The sequence below is a fragment of the Methylibium sp. genome (assembly GCF_013817345.1).
Taxonomy (GTDB): domain Bacteria; phylum Pseudomonadota; class Gammaproteobacteria; order Burkholderiales; family Burkholderiaceae_C; genus Methylibium.
Genome location: NZ_JACDCW010000028.1, coordinates 22,226 through 41,540 on the forward strand (window position 1 = coordinate 22,226; position 19,315 = coordinate 41,540).

19 protein-coding genes are annotated in these 19,315 nt (G+C 63.0%); 2 read left to right on the forward strand and 17 right to left on the reverse strand.

What is annotated here, in order from left to right; translation table 11 throughout:
• Positions 1–6: 6 nt before the first annotated feature.
• Both H0W40_RS07485 and H0W40_RS07490 read right to left on the reverse strand, forming a co-directional pair.
• A complete protein-coding gene (locus tag H0W40_RS07485) occupies positions 7–984 on the reverse strand; it encodes a glycosyltransferase (RefSeq protein ID WP_292444874.1) in 978 nt (325 codons plus the stop codon).
• Entirely contained in the window at positions 981–2,012 is a 1,032-nt protein-coding gene (locus H0W40_RS07490) for a glycosyltransferase family 2 protein (RefSeq protein ID WP_292444877.1), read from the reverse strand. The genes H0W40_RS07485 and H0W40_RS07490 overlap by 4 nt, the downstream gene beginning before the upstream one ends.
• Before the next feature lie 183 nt (positions 2,013–2,195).
• Here H0W40_RS07490 and H0W40_RS07495 point away from each other — a divergent pair, with 183 nt between their 5' ends.
• Complete coding sequence (locus H0W40_RS07495) at positions 2,196–2,858, forward strand: methyltransferase domain-containing protein (protein WP_292444880.1); 663 nt, start codon at positions 2,196–2,198, stop codon at positions 2,856–2,858.
• Here H0W40_RS07495 and H0W40_RS07500 read toward each other — a convergent pair.
• The 5 genes from H0W40_RS07500 to H0W40_RS07520 all read right to left on the reverse strand — a co-directional run bounded on the left by H0W40_RS07500 (position 2,852) and on the right by H0W40_RS07520 (position 8,849).
• Positions 2,852–3,367: a hypothetical protein gene (locus tag H0W40_RS07500; protein WP_292444882.1), complete on the reverse strand. Its 516-nt coding sequence runs from the start codon at positions 3,365–3,367 to the stop codon at positions 2,852–2,854. The two genes, H0W40_RS07495 and H0W40_RS07500, sit on opposite strands and share 7 nt — an antisense overlap.
• 40 nt (positions 3,368–3,407) lie before the next feature.
• Complete coding sequence (locus H0W40_RS07505) at positions 3,408–4,361, reverse strand: DUF535 family protein (protein ID WP_292444885.1); 954 nt, start codon at positions 4,359–4,361, stop codon at positions 3,408–3,410.
• Between the two features lie 55 nt (positions 4,362–4,416).
• Entirely contained in the window at positions 4,417–5,607 is a 1,191-nt protein-coding gene (locus H0W40_RS07510; protein ID WP_292444888.1) for a glycosyltransferase, read from the reverse strand.
• A gap of 288 nt (positions 5,608–5,895) precedes the next feature.
• Positions 5,896–7,239 carry an oligosaccharide flippase family protein gene (locus tag H0W40_RS07515; protein WP_292444891.1) on the reverse strand — a complete coding sequence of 448 codons (1,344 nt, stop codon included), beginning with the start codon at positions 7,237–7,239 and terminating at the stop codon, positions 5,896–5,898.
• Positions 7,236–8,849 (reverse strand): hypothetical protein, encoded by a 1,614-nt coding sequence (locus H0W40_RS07520; protein ID WP_367153765.1) that lies wholly within the window; start codon positions 8,847–8,849, stop codon positions 7,236–7,238. The genes H0W40_RS07515 and H0W40_RS07520 overlap by 4 nt, the downstream gene beginning before the upstream one ends.
• A 72-nt stretch (positions 8,850–8,921) precedes the next feature.
• Between H0W40_RS07520 and H0W40_RS07525 the strand changes: the two genes are divergently transcribed.
• Positions 8,922–9,203: a hypothetical protein gene (locus tag H0W40_RS07525; protein WP_292444922.1), complete on the forward strand. Its 282-nt coding sequence runs from the start codon at positions 8,922–8,924 to the stop codon at positions 9,201–9,203.
• Between the two features lie 110 nt (positions 9,204–9,313).
• On the opposite strand, the gene H0W40_RS07530 is transcribed toward H0W40_RS07525, so the two are convergent.
• The 10 genes from H0W40_RS07530 to H0W40_RS07575 form a co-directional block, all read right to left on the reverse strand.
• Complete coding sequence (locus tag H0W40_RS07530; RefSeq protein ID WP_292444894.1) at positions 9,314–10,882, reverse strand: O-antigen ligase; 1,569 nt, start codon at positions 10,880–10,882, stop codon at positions 9,314–9,316.
• 27 nt (positions 10,883–10,909) lie between these two features.
• On the reverse strand, positions 10,910–11,809 hold the full coding sequence (gene xrtB / locus H0W40_RS07535) for an exosortase B (protein ID WP_292444896.1): 900 nt from the start codon (positions 11,807–11,809) through the stop codon (positions 10,910–10,912).
• Positions 11,806–12,696 carry a chain length determinant protein tyrosine kinase EpsG gene (gene epsG / locus H0W40_RS07540; protein ID WP_292444898.1) on the reverse strand — a complete coding sequence of 297 codons (891 nt, stop codon included), beginning with the start codon at positions 12,694–12,696 and terminating at the stop codon, positions 11,806–11,808. The genes xrtB and epsG overlap by 4 nt, the downstream gene beginning before the upstream one ends.
• 5 nt (positions 12,697–12,701) lie before the next feature.
• A complete protein-coding gene (gene epsF, locus H0W40_RS07545; RefSeq protein ID WP_292444900.1) occupies positions 12,702–14,111 on the reverse strand; it encodes a chain length determinant protein EpsF in 1,410 nt (469 codons plus the stop codon).
• A gap of 15 nt (positions 14,112–14,126) precedes the next feature.
• Entirely contained in the window at positions 14,127–14,963 is an 837-nt protein-coding gene (epsE, locus tag H0W40_RS07550; RefSeq protein ID WP_292444902.1) for a polysaccharide export protein EpsE, read from the reverse strand.
• Positions 14,960–15,931: an EpsD family peptidyl-prolyl cis-trans isomerase gene (locus H0W40_RS07555; protein ID WP_292444905.1), complete on the reverse strand. Its 972-nt coding sequence runs from the start codon at positions 15,929–15,931 to the stop codon at positions 14,960–14,962. The genes epsE and H0W40_RS07555 overlap by 4 nt, the downstream gene beginning before the upstream one ends.
• A 226-nt stretch (positions 15,932–16,157) precedes the next feature.
• Complete coding sequence (gene ubiE, locus H0W40_RS07560; protein WP_292444907.1) at positions 16,158–16,889, reverse strand: bifunctional demethylmenaquinone methyltransferase/2-methoxy-6-polyprenyl-1,4-benzoquinol methylase UbiE; 732 nt, start codon at positions 16,887–16,889, stop codon at positions 16,158–16,160.
• Positions 16,890–16,899: 10 nt separating this feature from the next.
• Positions 16,900–17,316 (reverse strand): DUF971 domain-containing protein, encoded by a 417-nt coding sequence (locus H0W40_RS07565; protein ID WP_292444910.1) that lies wholly within the window; start codon positions 17,314–17,316, stop codon positions 16,900–16,902.
• A gap of 30 nt (positions 17,317–17,346) precedes the next feature.
• Positions 17,347–17,784, reverse strand: a complete 438-nt coding sequence (locus H0W40_RS07570) for an HIT family protein (RefSeq protein ID WP_292444912.1) — start codon at positions 17,782–17,784, stop codon at positions 17,347–17,349.
• Between the two features lie 17 nt (positions 17,785–17,801).
• Positions 17,802–19,315: DUF3400 domain-containing protein (locus tag H0W40_RS07575; RefSeq protein ID WP_292444914.1), on the reverse strand; the 1,514-nt coding region annotated here is incomplete at its 5' end.

Here is a 19,315-nt window from a genome sequence, read left to right on the forward strand (position 1 = left end):
CTCGCGCTACTTGTATTCGATCAACGCGCCGCGCTGCCTGCGCCAACGGTTGAGCCAGAACCTGAGCATGCCCTGCGCTTCCGGGAAACGTGACAGCACCAGGAACACCGCCCGCCAGCGCCGCTCGCGCTGGCCGATGCCGTCGCGCCAGGCCAGGCGCAGCATCTGCGCCGGATAGAGCAGCAGCAGTACCCACCAGGACGGACTGTGCAGTGACAGCACGGCGATGAGCAGCGGCAGCACCGCACCCCAGAGCAGAGCGCGCCGTGCTTCGGGCACATAGTGGCGCTCGGGCGAACTCCCGTGCAGCAATGACCCCTCGGCATAGGCATAGCCGGCTCGTGTGGCGCGCCGCCACCACTGCCCGAAATGCAGCATCGCGGCGTCGTGCCAAGCCATTTCGTCGGCCAAGCGCCAGATCCGTGCGCCCCCGGCACGGATCCGCACGCACAACTCGGGCTCTTCGCCGGCGATCAGGTCTTCCCGAAAACCGCCCACGGCCGCCAGCGCCTCGACACGCATCATGGCGATGCCGCCGCAGGCCCGCACCTCGCCTGCAGGCCGGTTCCATTCCATGTCGCACAGGAGGTTGTAGATGGAACGCTGCGGGAAGCGCTCGCGCAGCCGGCCGCACACCACGGCCACGTCGTAATGTTCATCGAGAAAGCGGCTTGCGGTTGCGAGCCAGTCTCCGATCAGTTCGCAATCGCCGTCGATGAATTGAACGTATTGCACGTCAGGTTGCAGTTCATGCAAGCGGCGCAAGCCTGTGTTGCGAGCCCGTGCCGCCGTGAAGGGCCGGCTCATGTCGAGCAGGAGCACCTCCACGCCTATAGCGCGAGCGAGCATGGCCGAGTCGTCTGACGAGCCGGAGTCGACATACACCACTGCCGCTGTACCTGACTGCACCGAGCGCAGACAGCGGCCCAGGCGTTCGCCTTCGTTGCGGCCAATGACCACCACCCCGATGTTGGAGCGATTCACCGCGTCGGCCTCGAACCCACGCGGGTTCTCAGGCACAGGCTCCATAGAGTTTTCAAGTGGCCGGCTTCGACCCGCGGCGTTGCCGACCGCTTGAACCAGGACTTCAAAATCAAGGCCACATCCGTAGCCGTCGACAGCAGCACCGAGCCGCAAACGCCGAGCAGCCCATAGTGCTTGCGAAAAAAGAGCAGTTCGCTCTCAACCTGCAAAGCGGAGATCTGCTTGCCGGCCGAGGTGAGTTGACCATCGGACTTGGCGCTTTCGCCGCCCAAGTGGACAACGCTCGTGTCGCCAAAGTAAACCACCTTCCACCCAGCCCGCTTGACCGCTCGGCAATGGTCCATCTCTTCGCAATACAGGAAATAGCGCGGATCGAACAGACCGACCTGATCGATCACTTCGCGGCGTACCAGGTAGTAGCAACCAGTCACCCAATCGCATTCGCGTACCGAGGTGTGGTCCCATTCGAGATCATCGACCATGCGCACGCTCGGAAAATAGCGCGACAGCCCTGTGCGAGCGAGGAACACATTCCAGGGCGTGGGGAAATAGCGGCAGCTCGGCTGCAGCAAGCCGTCGCGGCCGACGAGCCGCACGCCCAAGACGCCGACGTCCGCATGCGCATCCATGTAACTCACCGTCTTGTGCAGCGTGTCGGGTGCCACGAACGCATCGGTGTTCAGCAGCAGGATGTAGCGGCCCTTGGCAAGCGTCAAACCTTGGTTATTGGCGCGCCCGAACCCGACGTTGGTTTGATTGACCATCAGCTCGACCTCGCCAAAGTCACGCTTCAGCAAATCCAGAGAATCGTCGCGAGACGCGTTGTCGATGACGATCGTTTCCAAGTTCAGATCACCGCGCGATGCAACCAGTGCCGTGCGCATATCGTGCAGCAGATGCGCAGTGTTGTAGTTGACGACAATGACGGATATGTCGACGGCCAATGGCGAGTTTGCGGCGCCCTTCGGTACGGCACAGCATGCGCCGGTGCCAAGCGTGCCATCAGCTGAAACGTGATTGGCCTCCATGGATCAATACTTCGTTGGGATGGGAAATGCTGTCTGTGCACAGGCGGCTGCACCCAGACCAAGGGGGACGACGGCGCTGTACTTTCCCGGCACACTTCCGCCCGCTACAGGCAACTGCGGCTTCTTCTTGAAAGGACCAGGATGGTGGCGGCGCTGAAAGGTTTGGGGCTCAAGGATCGAGCCATGCATCCCTACGACCATTTCTGGGATCTGCGGTTGGGCATCTCGACGTTCGGGTATCACCCCGCCGTTGGAATGGCAGATCACCCAAATTTTCGGGTTCACTACACGCCGGTTCCTTACAACATCCTCTTTCGGATCTTGCGTCACATTGGCCTTGGAGCGAACGACGTGTTCGTCGACTTGGGCTGCGGGCTGGGGCGCACCGTGTTCAGTGCCGCGTGGCTCGGCGTCAAACGCGCCATCGGCGTTGAAATCGAAGCGAGCTTGGTCGAGCAGGCCGATCGAAATCGCGTCAAGGACCGCTGGCGTGACCGCAATGTCGAATTTGTTTGTCAGTCGGCCGAAAGTTATGCGCATGCCGAAACGACCGTGATTTTCATGTTTCATCCCTTCGGCGAAGGAACGATGACAAGCGTGATTGGCGGACTGGACCAAACGCTCGCCCAGAAACCGCGCCGGCTGCGCATCGCTTACCTCAATCCGGTGCATAGCCGAGTCCTCGACGCTTCCGAGCAGTTGGTGCGAATCGATCACTGGCCCGCTCGGCGACACAGCCTGTCTCGCAACAGCCGATATGACGTCGGCTTTTGGGCTGCGGGGGGCAACGCGGACCCCGCCGGCGTTTCGCATTTCAGCGCCGCAATACAAACAACGGGTCACTGAGCGATGCCGTCCTGTCCGGAATCGTCGGTTCTGACGATCCTTGCAGGGATGCCTATCGCGGTGCAATGAGGCGGAAGGCTGGTCAGGACGACGGCATTCGCACCAATGCGCGCACCGTCGCCGATCGTGATGGCGCCGAGCACCTTGGCACCTGCACCGACATAGACATTGCAGCCGAGAACCGGCGCACCCGGCTTGGTCAACTGGCCGATCGTCACTTGCTGCATGAGGATGCAGTCATCCCCAATGACCGCATCGTGATGAATGACAACACCCGTTGGGTGCGGCATGCGCAAGCCCTGTCCCAGTCGAGCCTGCGGACGGATGTCCGAAGCGGTCACGATGCTCCAGAAAGCATGCGTGATCCGCGCTGCTCTTCGCAGCAACCTGGCGCGCAAGCCTGCTTGCTCGCGATAGCGCTGGTACATGCGGATGCTGGCAACGAGCGAATCTACAGGCCTCCATTCGTTCCCCGATTGCTCTTTCGCTTCAGCGGGATCGCTGCTCATGCGCAATGACCAATCCAGTCGCTCGAACCGTTCCTTCGCGTCATGCCGCCAAGACGCCCAGCGCCGGCCCGGCGACCCGCGGTGACGCACTCATGCCGGGAGGCTGACCGAGCGCTTCATGCATGCGATCCTCAAGCGAGGCCAGGAACTCATAACGACGCCGGTACATCGCCCGCTTCTTCGAGGGGATCTCTTCCAGATCCTTTGCAGGGGTCTGCAGGCCGAGCAGGAAGAAATCGGGCGTCGACTGCACGCCCCCGCGCTCAACCCATATTTCATCGTAGTTCGGCGTCAGCTTCTCCGCCTTGGCGGCACCGAAGTAGGCGCTGCGGTGCTGGCGGCTGGCATCGGCCACGGCAAGGATGGTCACGACGCCGGCACAGCGGCAGAAAATGCGGAACAGTTCAACAAGAAAATCGCGCGGCCGCATCCCGTGCAGGGCTTTGGTCAGTTCCTTGTAGTCTGCTTGGATGCCTTCGGTGGCGACGCCTTGGATCGCTCCGACATGGGCGATCGTGCGTCCTTCCTCAATATCTAGCGAAAAAGCCAGCGAGTAGATTCGAACGTCACCAAGAAACAGGTTGAGTGCCATCTGTCCCTCCCGCATGAACCACTTCGGCCGATCGAGTACGACGCCTAAACTTTCGAAAACGGGACTCAGGTCGGCAAGCACCAAACTGGCTTGGGCGGAGAAATCAAGCACAGGTAGCCGGGTTTCGATGACGGTGAAGTGACCGGCGACGCGTCGCAGGCGCTCAGCCGTGCTCCAGTTGGCGCAGACATAGGGCCACACGACGACACCGGCCATGTCCGGGCGCTGCTCCATCGCACGCTGAAGAGGGCTGCCGGGCGTCGGATGCAGCAACGCCTGAAGCGGTCCGGTGACCTTGGAAGATTCGACCATGAAGACAATTCTGCGCTTGAGAGCGCCCAGGCCACTGCGGCCGCATACGGCTGCGGACAGCATCCACAGAGCCGACCAGTCGTTAGTCAACTGATACTCCTTTTGATAACACGATCTACGACAAATGCGCTGCAACAGACTTGCTTCATCGATAGCCATCGGCAATGTACCGAAGCAAGTTTGTATAGACGCGCGTGTCCTTCTTAAGACGACGCAACCATCCGAAGCGGCGACGACCTTCTTTGACGAACGTCGCACTCTGCGATTGAGCTTGGAAGTATTCACGCAATTCGCGCGTTGCTTCTTCCAGCCACTGCCTCGAAACCTTCGGTGCCGCGTAGCAAGTCTCAAGATGTTCGAGAAATCGTGCGGAGCTCTGCGGCCAATCCGGCCATTTCGACGCCGTCTCGATCGCACCGGATTTCAAATCTTCGAGAAGCCGCGGCGAATCTTGGAGTCGGCGCAGATGGTCCAGCACGGCAGCTTCGTTGTGCATCGGCGCAACGAGCGCATTGTTTCCGTGAACGATGTATTCGTCGTGTCCGGACACGTCATAAACGATAGCAGTTCCCCCACAGTGAAACATTTCCATCGGCGGGCCGAACATGCCTTCCACAAAGCTCAGCTTGACGATCACATCGCATGACCGATAAACCTTCGGCACCTCGGCGATCGGCAGTTGTGAGAACACGCGATCGACTCCTGGATACCATGACATTCCGGTCGTCGTGAGAAGCCAACTCTGCCATGGGCGAGCCCGCCGCACCTGACGAACCGTGCGCGCCGTGTTCTTGAATGGCACGCCGAAGCTTCCCTCCACCATCACACGCAACCGCCCCGAGATACGCGGGGCGTGGCGTTCGCCGTGCGGCGTGTAAATATCCTTGCGGACGCCGTTGCGCGCCAGCAGGCACTCGCTGCCATGGAAATGCCGCAGATGCTCGCAAATCCAGGTGGCTTCGGTGATGGATGGCAGGCGCAGATCGTAAGTACGGTCCACCAACCGCCTCATGTGCACTTGTTCAGCAGGGTAGAAGCGAGATTCGATCGATTGAACGAAATAGACATACTGCCCGGCGTTCAACCGGTGCAGTTCCGACACAGTTTTCCAGAAAGTCGCCACCGCAATATCGAAACGCTCGCTGCGCAGCTGATCGAGTGGTATCAAGCGCAACTGCTCGAAGCCTGGATGCCAAGCAAGCTGGGCTTTCGTGAAAGAGGTCTGCACGACCACGGCGACTTCATGACCCATAGCTGCGGCATGCATGGCGTGTTGACACACCACGTAGTTACCGCCGCCAACGTCGACCGAGCCGATCAAGAAAGCAATTCTCATAATCTACTCTGCATACGCCGTGGACCAATCCGAGACGCGAGTCTGGTCATGTGAGGCGGCTGTATCCGTATCGTTCGGTATCCGCGCTCGACCGCCAAGCCGCTGTGGACGGCAACGTGGTTCGGCACGATGACACCCATGCGTCGCACTACCCTGACCTTCATTGTGAGGCCTTGTTTCGACTCGACGGAGGAGAGCGGAGAAGAGATGCCGTCGGCGGAACTGTCAGCGTGAGCGCACCGACGCGCATCCTGCATGCGAGACCGGACGACCTGTCATCGGGTGCACTCACCATGCGCGCGCCCCCGTCCAGTCGTTACTCAGCACCACTCCGACTGCTGCCGCGATCGACGCAAGTATCACCGGCACATCTACCTTGGCGTGGAACAGTTCTTGGCGGGCATAAACCGCTGCGGTAATTGGGTACATAAGTACCCCGGACAGCGCGATGCCAACTAGCACACCGAATTGGCCTGCAATCTGGCTGCCAACGAACATGCCGCCGATTTGCAGAACACCTTGTGCGGCCAACAGGGCCGTGCTTAATCCAATCTTGCCAGCCGCCCAAAGGACGCCGGTGTATGACATCGACAGCACACCTGCCATGAGACCTAGCGCCTGAATCTGCAGGATAACGCCAGCATCGGCGTAGCGAGGGTCGTACAAGAACTCGATGACCTGCCGCCCAAAAACGGCGAAGAACAAGGCGGCGCTCCACGTCGGCAGCACTTGAACTAAGCGCGAACGCTCGACGATGCTGGAGAGCCGCGCCGGCTCGGTCCGCATCACTTCGGAGTAGGCCGGATACAGCACCCGGCTGCCAACCAACTGAATTGCGCTCCAGATGACGAGGTTGAGCGTGCTGGCCAGCCCGAGCAGACCCAGCATGCGCATGTCGAGCAGCAAACCCGCGACGAGCTTGTTGCCTTCGCCGGCAAAGAAGGTAAGAGACGAACTCAACAGCACCGCTCCACCGAAGGAAATGATGTCGCGTGCCGACTGCCGCTCCCAGGCAAAACGGTTGCGCGCGCCCGGCAGCAACACGTGGCTCGCCAGCATCTGCACCGAGGCACCGATGAGGTTGCCCCACACGAGCGCCCAGGGCGTGGGGTCGTACCATGCCAGAAGGACCGTGGCCATAACGGTCAGTATGTGACCGCCGATCGAAATGAACGTGATCCGCTTGGCGTCGATATTTCGCGAGGCCATCGCGCCATTGGTTGAATAGAAGCCAGAGATGACCGCTGCGAGCCCGGCCACAGGCAGCATCCACGCCAACAAGGGCTCGTCGTAGGCGGCGGCCAGCGGTGCGGCAATCAGGCACAGCACCAACCACATGAACACGCCCTTGGCGATCTGAATCGTCCAGGCCGTGTTCATGAACCGCTCGTCGTGCGCGCGGTTGCTGCGGATGATGCTCTGAGTCACGCCGATGTCCGACAGCATGGCCACGCCCATCATCACCGCCTGGATGATGGCCATGAGCCCGAACACCTCCGGAAACAGCAACCGGGTGAGGATCAGGTTGCTGCCGAAGCGAAGCAACTGGCTGGCCGCATGTCCACCCACCGTCCAGCCAGCAGCACGAAAGGTGCGAAGCTTCAAGCTCAGCGTGGTTGCCGCCTGGCTCATGGTGCGGTCCGTTCCGGTCTGCTCAGCACGACCCACTGCACCACATTCTTGCCAGCGAAGCGGAGTGTGTACTTCCCGTCTACATAGTCGAGCTGCGGATCACTGTCGCCCGCGGCTCCATGCGGTCCGGGCTGCAGCACCATGCCAGCCGCGGCCTCGATCTCGATCACACCCACGGCCGGCTCGGTGAAGAACGGCCCTTGCTTCGGCCCCTTCGGCAACGACGCGGTTGCCATCGACACCAACAGTTTGTGTGCGGCGTCGATCGGCTTGCCGTCGAGGCTTTGCACCGCAATGCTCGCCTGAGCGTTGGTCAGAGCGATGCGTACCTGCGGGAGGTCGATGCTACGGCCGCCAATGCGGCCGAGCGCTGCCTGGGTGCGAGGCGTTTCGATGGTGAAGATACCCTGCTTCCAATTGCGCCACAGTTCGCCGGTATCGGACCGCAGTTCGCTCCGGCGCATATCGGCGAGTTGCCGCACGCCGTCGTCAACATGCCGTGCAGCGATCGGGGCGACGCCCGGTCGCAGCCAAGGCAACTGCGGCACCTCGGGCAGCACGGTAAGCAGCCGGCCGCCCTCGGCGGCGATGCGCATGGCTGCCGTGCCGCCGGCCGTGAGGCCCTCGTCGAACAACTGCGACGCAGTGGGCTGCAAAACACGGACGGTCTGCGCCGCCTGCACATGCCCCTGCCGAAACAGCAGAGCGGCCGCGGGCAGGCCGGACAGCAGCGCAGGATCGTTGAAGGCGTGCCAGTTCGACGGCGGGCCCGGTTGCTGCAGCGGCGTCTGCGCGTACGCGTACTGCATCAACGCATCCCAGCCCTGGTGGCTTGCATTGGCAGCCATGTACAGCGGCAGCACATGCCGGTCTGCGGCAGGAAAAGGGCTCATGTTCCATTCGGTCACCGACACCGGCTTGTCGACAACCTGCGCAGTGGCGATCAGGTGCACCACATTGGCGGCGGTGCGCGGGTCACGCGCCAGAGGGCCAGGCGTCTCGTAGGCGTGGACATCGATCATGTCGCCGTCGGTCAGCGCCGGCAGCGATGCCATCTGCGCGCCCCACAGACTGGTGGTGACGATCGGTACCTTGACGCCGATGCGGCGCAGGTGGGCGATCATCTTTGCATTGAAGCGATGCTCCAGGTCATTGAGAAAGCGCTTTGAAGGCCCCGGCTCCCAAGAGCGCCACACCCGCCTTTCAGGCAGATCATGGGTACGGGCAAAGGCTTGCGCTTCGCGCAGGTAGGCTGCGGTGTGGTGCGGCACGTTCTTGTTCGGCAATAGCGCGTTGCCGAAGTGGTGCGTCAGGTCGTTCTCGTTGGTGACGAGCACCGCAACAATGGCCGGATCGTCCTTGTATGCGAGACCGGTGTGGGTGTTTACATGGCCTAGGTACGCCTCGTTGAAGCGCTGCATCGCCTGCCGGATGTCTGGGTTCACATAGTTGTAGCCTTTGAACTCGGCCCCGGGTCGGCCCTTGGCGATCTCGTCGAAGCCGGCAATGGCGTCGCCGGCGCGCAACTGGCGCTGCACGTGGAGATCGAGCCAGACGTAGATGCCCTCGTCCTTCAGGCATTTGACCCACCAATCGATGCGCTCGAGCATGGTCGGGTCGAGACGGCGCGTGTCGCGCGGGCCGGCGGGGCCGAAGATGTTGGGCTTGACCCAGTGCGAATCATGATGATGGAGCCGCACCAGGTTGAAGCCCAGCCGCGACAGGCGCCGGGCCTGTTGCCGTACCGCCTGCGGCTCGGTGCCGAACAGCGCCGCTGCCGTCAGGTTGGTGCCCCAGAAGCGGGCCGTGCTGCCATCGCCGAACATCAGCGCATCACCCTGCGCACGAACGAAGCCACGCCGTCCAGCCGGCTTTTCGTCTTCGTTCAGAAAAGACAAGTCAACGTGGGTGTCACGCCAATCGACGACATGCTCAGGCCATGCATCGGCAGCGCTGGGCCGTGAGGCGCTCGCGTCAGGAACTTGCGCGGCTTGTGCCCAAGCAGCCGACCCAACCATGCACAACGAAACGAAGAAGCTCGGTAGGACTCGCGCGCTTAAATGCGGGCCAAGCGTCATGAAACACGCGCGCCCGCTCGCGGCACGAAGCGACGGGAGCGCGCGGACGCAGCGGCAAGGCCCTGCCGGTCCGCAGTGCGGCTCGCAGCCTGCCGGCGCAGCATCGCGACGTAGCCGGCGCCGACGCCGGCCATGATCCAGTAGATGACCGGTATAACGGTGATGCTGCTGGTGGTGAAGATGGTCACGCCGATGCCTGCAAAGCAAGCCAAGATGCCGCAGCCGAGCATGCGAACCTCGTCTTGCGGGTTCGGCAAACGGCGCATCGCGTTGTAAGCGCTGCGCGCAGTGACCGCAAAGACACCGACGAAGCAGGCCAGCGCGATCACGCCATAGGCTAGGCCGATCGCAAGGAAAGTATTGACCAGATCGACCATGCCGCCGATGACCAGTTCGTTGTCTACCAACTGATTCATGAAACCGGTGACTCCAAACCACGGTTCTTGCAGGATCAATCGCACTCCGGTCGTCAACAACTCCTGTCGGTAGTCCACGTTGTTTTTGTCCACCGTTCCTATAAAGGGCAGCAGGTCGATCACGGTATCGCCCATCGGCGACACAAGCACGAGCGCGCAAATTGCACCCACAACGAGGGCCGCCTTGAAGAGCCCGCCCACCGCATTCGGCCCGGCCAATCGGAACACGACGAGGGCTACCGCAGCGCCAACCCAAGGCCCGCGGGAGTACGAGGCGAGCAGCCCACCGCCGAGAAGGGCAAAACCCAGCCACCAAAGTGCCCGGCTTTTGACGCAGCAACGGAGGTAGGCATATAGCGCCAGCGCCACCACCATCACATAACCGAAGACGATGGGTTGACCCGTGCTGGCCTGGGCGCGCAGGATGGCCGTGCGGCCGAGGTAGTTGCTGTACCCCCACTTCGCATCCAGCGCCCTTTCCAGGCTCGAGTACAGCAGCCACCATTTCACTGATTCAAAAATCCCGATCAGTGCAAGCACCATGGCCGCTACCACGAAGCTCATGGCGACGTCCCGGAACTGGCTGAGCTCACGCAAGGACCGGCTGGCTACGTAATAGGGCAGACCGACGTCGAGCAGCGCGTAGACAGCGTAGCGCGCGGTATTAGTGGCGGTATCTACGTTTAAGCGCAGCGTCAGCTGGATCAGCATGTAGACCAAGAGCAGATAGTCGGTCGGTAACCAACCGCTCCGCTCGACCCGAGCTTGCCTGCGCAGACCGATGTAGGCGGGGACCAGCAGGCTGATCGTCAGCAGCCGTATGTATTCCATCGTCATCAGATAGTTGATGACACCGAAGCCGGGAACCTCCTTGAAAAAAGCAGGCACTGCAAACAGCAGCCACACGAAAAGCGCCACGACGTTGGCTTCCTTTCGCCCCGCCATCAACAGCACCAGCCCGGTAAAGCCGGCGAACAGCCAATAGTTGTGCGAAACAAATGCGATGACCGTCACCGCTATCCACAAGTTGCGCCGGCGCGTGAAATCCTGGGGAGCGACCGAAAAGTCGCAGGCGGGCCGCCGTCCCAGCGCGAACACCACGCTGGCAAACACGAGGATGACGACGAGGGCCCGTAGGTGCTCAGGCATGAACGCTCTCCCGGCCGAAACGCAGGGTCAGGCGGTGGCTGCCGGTTTGCGGCGTGCGCCGAGAACCCAGGCCAGCAGCGCGTCGAGCAGGAAGAAGATCACCAGCGCCACCAGCATCAGCACCATGCCGGCCGCGCCGTGCAGGAAGCCCTGCCCCGCCTCATCGCCGAAGTGGTAGGTGATCAGCACCAGAATGATCACGCGGATGATGTTCGACGCGAAAGCGATCGGCAGGATCGACGCCAGCATGATGGCGTTGTGCAGCACGCTCTTGCGCGCCATCAGGTACATGAACACCGTGCCCAGCGCCGAGAGGCTGAACATGGAATTCAGGCCCGAGCAGGCGTCGGCCACGAGCATCTGGTATTGGCCGACGACGATGACCACGCCGGTACGGGCGATCGGATAGCCCACGCCGTAAAGAATGTTTTCGACGATCGCAGATATCCACTGCTTGAGCGGCCCGGTGATTGCGTCCACCAGCACGCCCGGCAGCGGGATCATGAAGATGGTGTAAAAAATCGGGAACCAAGCTAGGCGCAGAGCGCGCGTACCCTTCAGGAGCAGCAGCGCGCCAGCCAGCACGAAGGTCTGTGAAGCGAACAGGAAAATCGAAAAATTGAGGACCTGCCCCAGCACGTAGAGCAACAGGCCGAAAGCCAGCACCGGCCAACCCCATCCCCAGCCCGACTGCATTTCATCCGGAGACTGCGCGAGCGACTCGCGCAAGCCCCACAGCAGCCACACCAGCACAGCCAGCACGATCGGGCCGTGCGCGTGTTCGTCGGACTGCCAGATCGTGTTGCCCGCCCACCAGTACACCGGCAGGTATATCGCCGCCCAGCCGAGCAGCGCGATCACCCAGCCGGCATTCGGAGCACCAAGCCAGGATGAACGCGATTCGAGCGGAAAAGCAGGGGAACTCACTTGGCGGGTTTCTTCAGCGGGACATCGTTGAGCACCGTGCCGACGACTGCCACGCCGGCGTTGGTGAGACCGACCACCATGTCGTCGAAGGCGGCCACGCGAGTTTGCTTGGTGCGGGCCACGGCCAACACGGCGCCGGTGCGCACCGCAATCATGGCGGCATCTTCGCCGCTCGACAGGCTCGGGGTGTCGATCAGTACCACGTCGTAGGAAGAACGAACGTGCGAGATCAGCTCGTCGAAGGCCGGGCGGTTGAGCAGTTCCGACGGATTGGGCGGCACGGGGCCGGCCGGCAGCACCGAAAGACCGACCAAATCGGTGATGCGCACGATGGCTTCCTCGCGCGAGCGGTGTGCCAGCAGCGTCGACAGACCCACCTTGTTCTGCAGCATGAACAGCTCGTGCTGGCGCGGCTGGCGCATGTCGGCGTCGATGAGCAGCGTGCGCTCTCCGAGCTGCGCAAACACCACCGCCAGGTTGGCGGCCAGATAACTGCGGCCGTCGTTGCGAGACGGCCCCACGATGGCCATCGTCTGCCGGTGCTCGGCCTTGTCGAACCAGCGCAGCATGAGCTGGCTGCGCACCGCGCGCAGTCGCTCCACCGTGGCACTGAAAGGCTGGTAAGCCGCGATGACTTCCTCGCTCACCGCCTTGTGTTCGCTCATGCGCAGATACGCATAGTCGAACTGGCGGGCCAGCGCGTACTGGATGTCGGCCTCGGTGAGCAGGCCCAGCCGGATCGCGGCCTCGCCGAAGCGCAGGTTGTTCTGGCGCTGCAGGCGCAGGATCTGCTCGGCGTCCTCCGCCGAGAGCAGCCCTGCGTCCATCAGGATCGCGCCGATCGTGCGATTCGCACGCGGCAGCGTCGGAACGGTAGCGACGCTCATTCGCATCATCGTGCTCCCATGGGCAGGGCTGCCGGACGCGGCATGCCACCGAGCGCCAGCCTGCGGAAGACAGGCACCTTGGAGCCGACGGGGTGCAGCACACCCAGAACCGGCACGCCTTCGATCGAGATCACGTCTTCAGGGCTACGCACGCGCCGGTCGAGCAGCTCGAGGCCCATCGCGGCACCCAGTCCGACGGCCAAGCCGGCAAGCAACGCCAGTGCAACGCCCTTGGGTATCTGCGGTTGTGATGGCGTGAGCGGCTCGATGGCGGGGTTAAGAAGTCGCACGCTCGCTTGATTAGTCTGGCTTTCCAGATTGAGCTGGCTCACGCGCTGGCTGGCACTGTCGTATGCCCGCTGCGCCGTCTCCACGTCACGCATCAAGACCGCCGCCTGATCACGCTCGTTGCGCAAGGCGAGCACCTGCTTCTTCTGCGCCTCCACCATGTTGCGCAGCTCTTCGACTTTCTGCGCGCTACTGCGGCTGATAACCGAGGTGCCGCCCGAGACGCGCCGGATCTCGGTCGCCAACTGCTGCCTGAGCTCTCGGATCTGCACGTCCAGCTGTTGACGCTGCGGATGGTTCGTGCCCAAGGTGCTGCTGATCTCGCCCATCCGGGTCTCGGCTTGCGCCAGCTGCCCCTTAAGCGTTTGTGCCAAGCCGCTTTGCGCGACGTCGGGGGAAAGCGCGGTACCGCTGCTGCGCTGCCGCCCCGCCGCTTCGACCAGTTCGGCCTGCGCAACCAACAACTGACCGTTGAGCGCCGAAAGCCGCCCGCTTTCCTGATCGACCTGATCGGCGGAAACGATGATGCCCTTCTCGCGTTGATACTGCGACAGCCTGCTCTGCGCCTGAGCGAGGTTGTTGCGCAATACCTTCGACTGTTCGTCGAACCAGCCTGCGTATTGCCGCGCAGGCTCGACGCGCATGTCGATGGAGATGTCGATGTAGGCTTGTGCGAAGGCATTGGCGACGGTCGCGGCGAACACCGGCTCCTGCGCGGAATACAGCACCGTGACGATGTTGCTGCCCCGCGCCGGCTGCACCTGCAACCCCCGCTGCAGGAGCCCGCCGAAATAGCGGTCCAGCGGGATCTTGCGGTCCGTCGCCTCGCGCCACTGCTGGACCGCCGACGCCGAATTCTCCAGGCCCAGGGCCTTGACCACCCGGGAGGCCACCCGGTCGCTCTGGATGATCTCGATCTGCGTGAGCATGTAGGCGGGGGTCGTCATGTTCGGCCCCAATATGCCCACGATATCGGGCTTGACGTCGAACACGAGGGTCGACTCGGCCGTGTACTGCTTCGGCAGGCTCAGCATGAAGCCGATGCCCAGGGCCGTCGTCAGCACGAACAAGCCCAGCGCCAGCCAGCGCCGCGCCCAGACGATCCGCAAAATTTGCCAAACTGACATGTGAGTCTCCTGGACCTAGAACAAAGACTCGCGGATGTAGATGATGTCCTCGGCCTCGAGAACATCGTTCATCTTGGGCTCGATCACTGTCACCGCTCCCGTTTCGTCGCGCCGGTGCAGCTTCATGCCGCGCTCGGTGCCGCGCGGCGTCACGCCACCGCTTTGCGCCAGGGCCTTGAGCAGCGTCGTTCCGCGTTCGAGCTGGTATACGCCCGGTCGTTGCACCTCGCCGTAGATGTAGAAGTTGGGCGCCTTGTGCACGTAAATGATGTCGCCGTTGGCGACGCGCACGTCCAGTTGCGAGTCACCGGCCTCGTAGATCGCCGGCAGGTCGATATCGATCTTCACCGGCTTGCCGCTGCGGGTGCCGACCAGCGTGACCACGTCGTCGCCGGTGGCAGCAATGCCGCCGGCGCTGGCGATCATTTCGGAAACCTTGCTGTTGGTGGTATCAATCGGATAGCGGCCGGGCTTGCCGACCTGGCCGATGATGGAAATCTGCGCACTGCGGATCTCAAGCAACTGCACGGCGACCTGAGGCTTGATGACGAACTTGCCCTCGCGCAGCAGCCGACCGATTTTCTGTTCGGCAGCGTTGAGGCCCAGCCCGTTCAGCTCGATGGAACCCAGCAGCGGAAAGGTGATGCTGCCGTTCTCCGACAGGCGCGCCTCCGACGTCAGATCGGGGTTCTGATAAACGGTGATGCGGATAACGTCGCCCGGCCCGAGCAGGTGCTCCGACTTGTTCGCTGCCGTCTGCGCGAAGGCGCTGGTACCCACCATCAGCAACAACGTCAAACCAGCGAGAAACCGCAGGAAAACGATCTGCATGCCCATTCTCCAATCGTTCATTTGAGACCCCTCAGACCCTTCTCGATGTCGAGACCGGCCGATGCCGGCGTCTGCGCCGCGGGCGCTGCGACCGGCGCCTGCGGGGCGGACGCAGCGTCCTTCGCAAACGCGCCGACGTATTCGATCTTCGCGCCGGCCCGCATCGCCTTCACATCTTCTTCGATCAGCTTGCGCTTGCGTTCGTTGAGCAGGAACTGTTCGATGGCCGGCGTCGCTCGTTCGAGGTCGACCGGCTGGCTGCGCGAGCCGGCCAGCACGATGACCTGCACGCTGCCGTTCGGCAGCACGTTGAACATCGACTCGCCGTCCTTCATCTTGGCAACGATCGGCAGGCGGTTGAGCGGCAACTGCTCGGCAGCACGCACGGCCTGACTGCCGGCAAAGCGGATGTCGTTGGCCTTGAGGTACTCCAGAAACTCGTTGACGGTTTTGGCGGACTCAAGCTGCTTGCGCAGGGAATCTGCCTGCTCCGGCTTGGCCTCGATGGCGATCTCTTGAAAGCTGAAGATCCGGCGTTCCTTGAACAGCGCCGGGTTCCCGTCGTAGTAGGAGCGGATCTCCTCGGGGGTGGGTTTGGTCGCCTCCTCGCTGAGCTTCTCGAGGTAAGCACGCGAGATGATCTCGCGGCGTGCAGCCTCCATGGCCTGCATGACACGCGGGCTGCGGTCGATCTTGGTTTCCTCGGCCCGTTGCAGCGCCAGTTCCTGGTCGATCAGACGCTCCAGCACGTGGCGGCTGGCGGCTGGCGTCTCCTCAGGTTGGAGACCGGGCTGTCGCTGCAGCACGTAGTTCAACTGATGGACCGACAACTCTTCCTTGTTGACCTTCGCCGCCACTTGCGAAGCCGGCTTTTCGGCCTCGTCGTCGCCGCCGCAGGCCACGAGGACCCCGAGCGCAAGCGCCGAAATCACCAGCTTGGCAGAGCGCCGGACGCCGGTTCTGCTCACTTCGAAAAATGCTTGCTTCATGTTCAAAGAGTCTCCCAACTCGTTCACCCGTTTTCGGTGCGCCGAACTTTGAAATCCGCACACCGGAAAGCGCATCAGTGTAAGCCGCGGCCTCCGCGCTTCGCCATCGCTTCACCCCTCGTTTGCGGCCGTCAAAACCGCACGACCTGCGGCTTTGTGTGAGCTGGCAAACGGAAAAAGAGCGCGCTTTGCGACGCACCACACACTTTGCCCGTAAAGGGCGAAGTCAGCAGCGAATGCCGACGTGCAGCGCAACGACGCCGCCCGCGAGGTTATGCACGTCGACGTGACCGAAGCCGGCGCTCTTCATCATGCCCTTGAGCGCTGCCTGGTCGGGGTGCACGCGAATGGATTCGGCAAGGTAGCGGTAGCTTTCAGCGTCGTTCGCGACCCAGCGGCCGAGCCGGGGCAAGAGCTGGAAGGAATACCAGTCGTAGGCCTTGGCGAGCGCCGGGGCCACTTTGGAAAACTCGAGCACGAGCAGCCGGCCGCCCGGTTCGAGCACGCGGCACATCTCGGCCAGCGCCCGCTCCTTGTGGGTCATGTTGCGCAGACCGAAAGCTACGCTGACCAGATCGAAGCTCGCTTCGGCGAAGGGCAGCGTTTCGGCGTCGCACAGCACGGTGGGCAGCGTCACGCCGGCGTCGATGAGCCGGTCACGCCCCGTGCGCAGCATGTTCTCGTTGATGTCGGTGTGAACCACCAGGCCGGTGCCGCCGACCTGCGGCGCAAAGGCGCGCGCGAGGTCGCCGGTGCCGCCGGCGATGTCGAGCACGCGCTGGCCGGCGCGCACATTGGCCACTGCCACGGCGTAGGCCTTCCAGGCTCGGTGCAGCCCCATCGACATCAGGTCGTTCATCAGGTCGTAACGCTCGGCGACCGAATCGAACACGCCCCGCACACGGGTGGCCTTGTGTGCCTCCTCGACCGACTCGAAGCCGAAGTGAGTGCGGCTCATGAACGGCTCGTCAATGGTGATGCCCGCAGGCCGAACCGCCGGCCTGGGCCATGGCCGCGTCGCGATTCGCGCCGGCTGCCTCCAGGCGGGCAAGGTAGTCCGTCCACAACACGTCCTGGCGCGAGCCAAGGTGGTAAAGGTAATCCCAGGCGTACAGGCCCGAGCTGTGGCCGTCGGAGAAGGTCGGCTGCACGGCATAGTTGCCGACCGGCTCGAGCGCCACGATCTCGACCTCGCGCTTGCCGGTCTGCAGCACTTCCTGGCCGGGACCATGGCCCTGCACTTCGGCAGAAGGCGAATAAACGCGCAGCAACTCGAACGGCAGCTTGAACTGCGCGCCGTCGGAGAAGGCGATTTCCAGCACGCGCGACTGCTGATGGACGGTCAGGGCGGTGGGAGTGGGTGTGTCTTTGCTGAGGCCAGCCATGGTCGCTTTCGGTGCGGGTGCCCGCAAAGTTTAGTCGCGTGCGGACGACAGCGCCGCAAGTGCCTGACCCACCTGGGCGTCGAGCGTCTCGAGCGCCAGCGGCAGTCGCGCGGCCGCAGGCGGCTCGACGCCGCGCTGCGCGTTGCCCCAGACCGGCTGCGGAAAGTGGCTGTCCCAGTCGAAACGGGCGATCACATGCCAGTGCAGGTGCGCGACCACGTTGCCCAAGCTGGCCAAGTTGATCTTGGTCGGCTGCAGCGCCGCCCGCAAGACCTGTTCCACCGCGGCTACCGCTTCCATGCAACGCTGGCGAGCGGCGACATCGAGGTCGGTGAACTCTGGCGTGTGCCGATTCCAGATCAATCGGTAGAACGCGGGAAAGGCGGCGTCCGCGACACGCACCACGCGCCAATCTTCGGTCTGGTGAACCAGATGCCCCCCTGGCTGCGTACACAGCTCGCAGCCCATGCGATCGGGTCCGGCATTCACACCAGCACCCGCTCGATGCCGCCGTCGTTGGCGCGCTTCACGTAGGTGGGCAGCCAGTCTTCGCCGAGGATCAGCCGAGCCATCTCGACCACGATGTAGTCGGCTTCCAGCAGGCCGTTGTTCAGGTCATTGCCGTATCGCGACAGGCCCTGCAGGCAACTCGGGCAGGACGTCAGGATCTTCACCGGGCCCTGCTCCGCGACCGAGCTTGCACCGGCCCCGCCACTTTGCGTCAACTCGCGCAGCGCCGCCTCGTCCTTGCGCAGTTCTTCTTCCTTGCGAAAGCGCACCTGCGTCGCGATGTCGGGCCGGGTCACGCCCAAGGTGCCGCTCTCGCCACAGCAGCGCTCGCTCTTGAGCACCGCGTCGCCCACCAGCGCCTTGACGGTCTTCATCGGCTCCTGCAGCTTCATGGGGCTGTGGCAAGGGTCGTGGTAAAGGTAGCCACCGGCCTTGTCCTTGTCGAGCGTGATGCCCTTCTCGAGAAGGAACTCGTGGATATCGATGATGCGGCAGCCGGGGAAGATGCTGTCGAATTCGTAGCCCTGCAACTGGTCGTAGCAGGTGCCGCAGCTGACCACCACCGTCTTGATGTCGAGGTAGTTCAGCGTGTTGGCGACGCGGTGGAACAGCACCCGGTTGTCGGTGATGATCTTTTCGGCCTTGTCGAACTGGCCCGAGCCGCGCTGCGGATAACCGCAGCACAGGTAGCCGGGCGGTAGCACCGTCTGCACGCCGGCGTGCCAGAGCATGGCCTGGGTGGCCAGGCCCACTTGCGAGAACAGCCGCTCGGAGCCGCAGCCGGGGAAATAGAACACCGCCTCGCTGTCCGCCGTGGTGGCCTGCGGGTTGCGGATGATCGGGACGTACTCCGCGTCTTCGATGTCGAGCAGCGCACGCGCGGTCTTCTTGGGGAGGCCGCCGGGCATCTTCTTGTTGATGAAGTGGATGACCTGCGCCTTGATCGGCGCGGCGCCCACCGTTGCCGGTGGCGCGGCGGTCTGCTTCTTCGCCAGGCGGCGCAACAGGTCGTTGGCGAGGCGCTGGGCCTTGAAGCCGACGCCGACCATCGCCCCGCGCATCAGCTTGATGGTGTCCGGGTTCCTGGCATTCAGGAACAGCATCGCGGCCGCATTGCCGGGGCGAAAGCTCTTCTGTCCCATCTTGCGCAGCAGGTTGCGCATGTTCATCGACACGTCGCCGAAGTCGATGTCCACCGGGCACGGGCTCAGGCACTTGTGGCAGACCGTGCAGTGATCGGCGACGTCTTCGAACTCCTGCCAGTGCTTGATCGACACGCCACGGCGCGTCTGCTCCTCATACAGGAAAGCCTCGACCAGCAAGGAGGTGGCGAGAATCTTGTTGCGCGGGCTGTAGAGCAAATTGGCGCGCGGCACGTGCGTGGCGCACACCGGCTTGCACTTGCCGCAGCGCAGGCAGTCCTTGATGGAGTCGGAGATGGCGCCGATGTCGCTCTGCTGCATGATCAGCGACTCGTGCCCCATGAGGC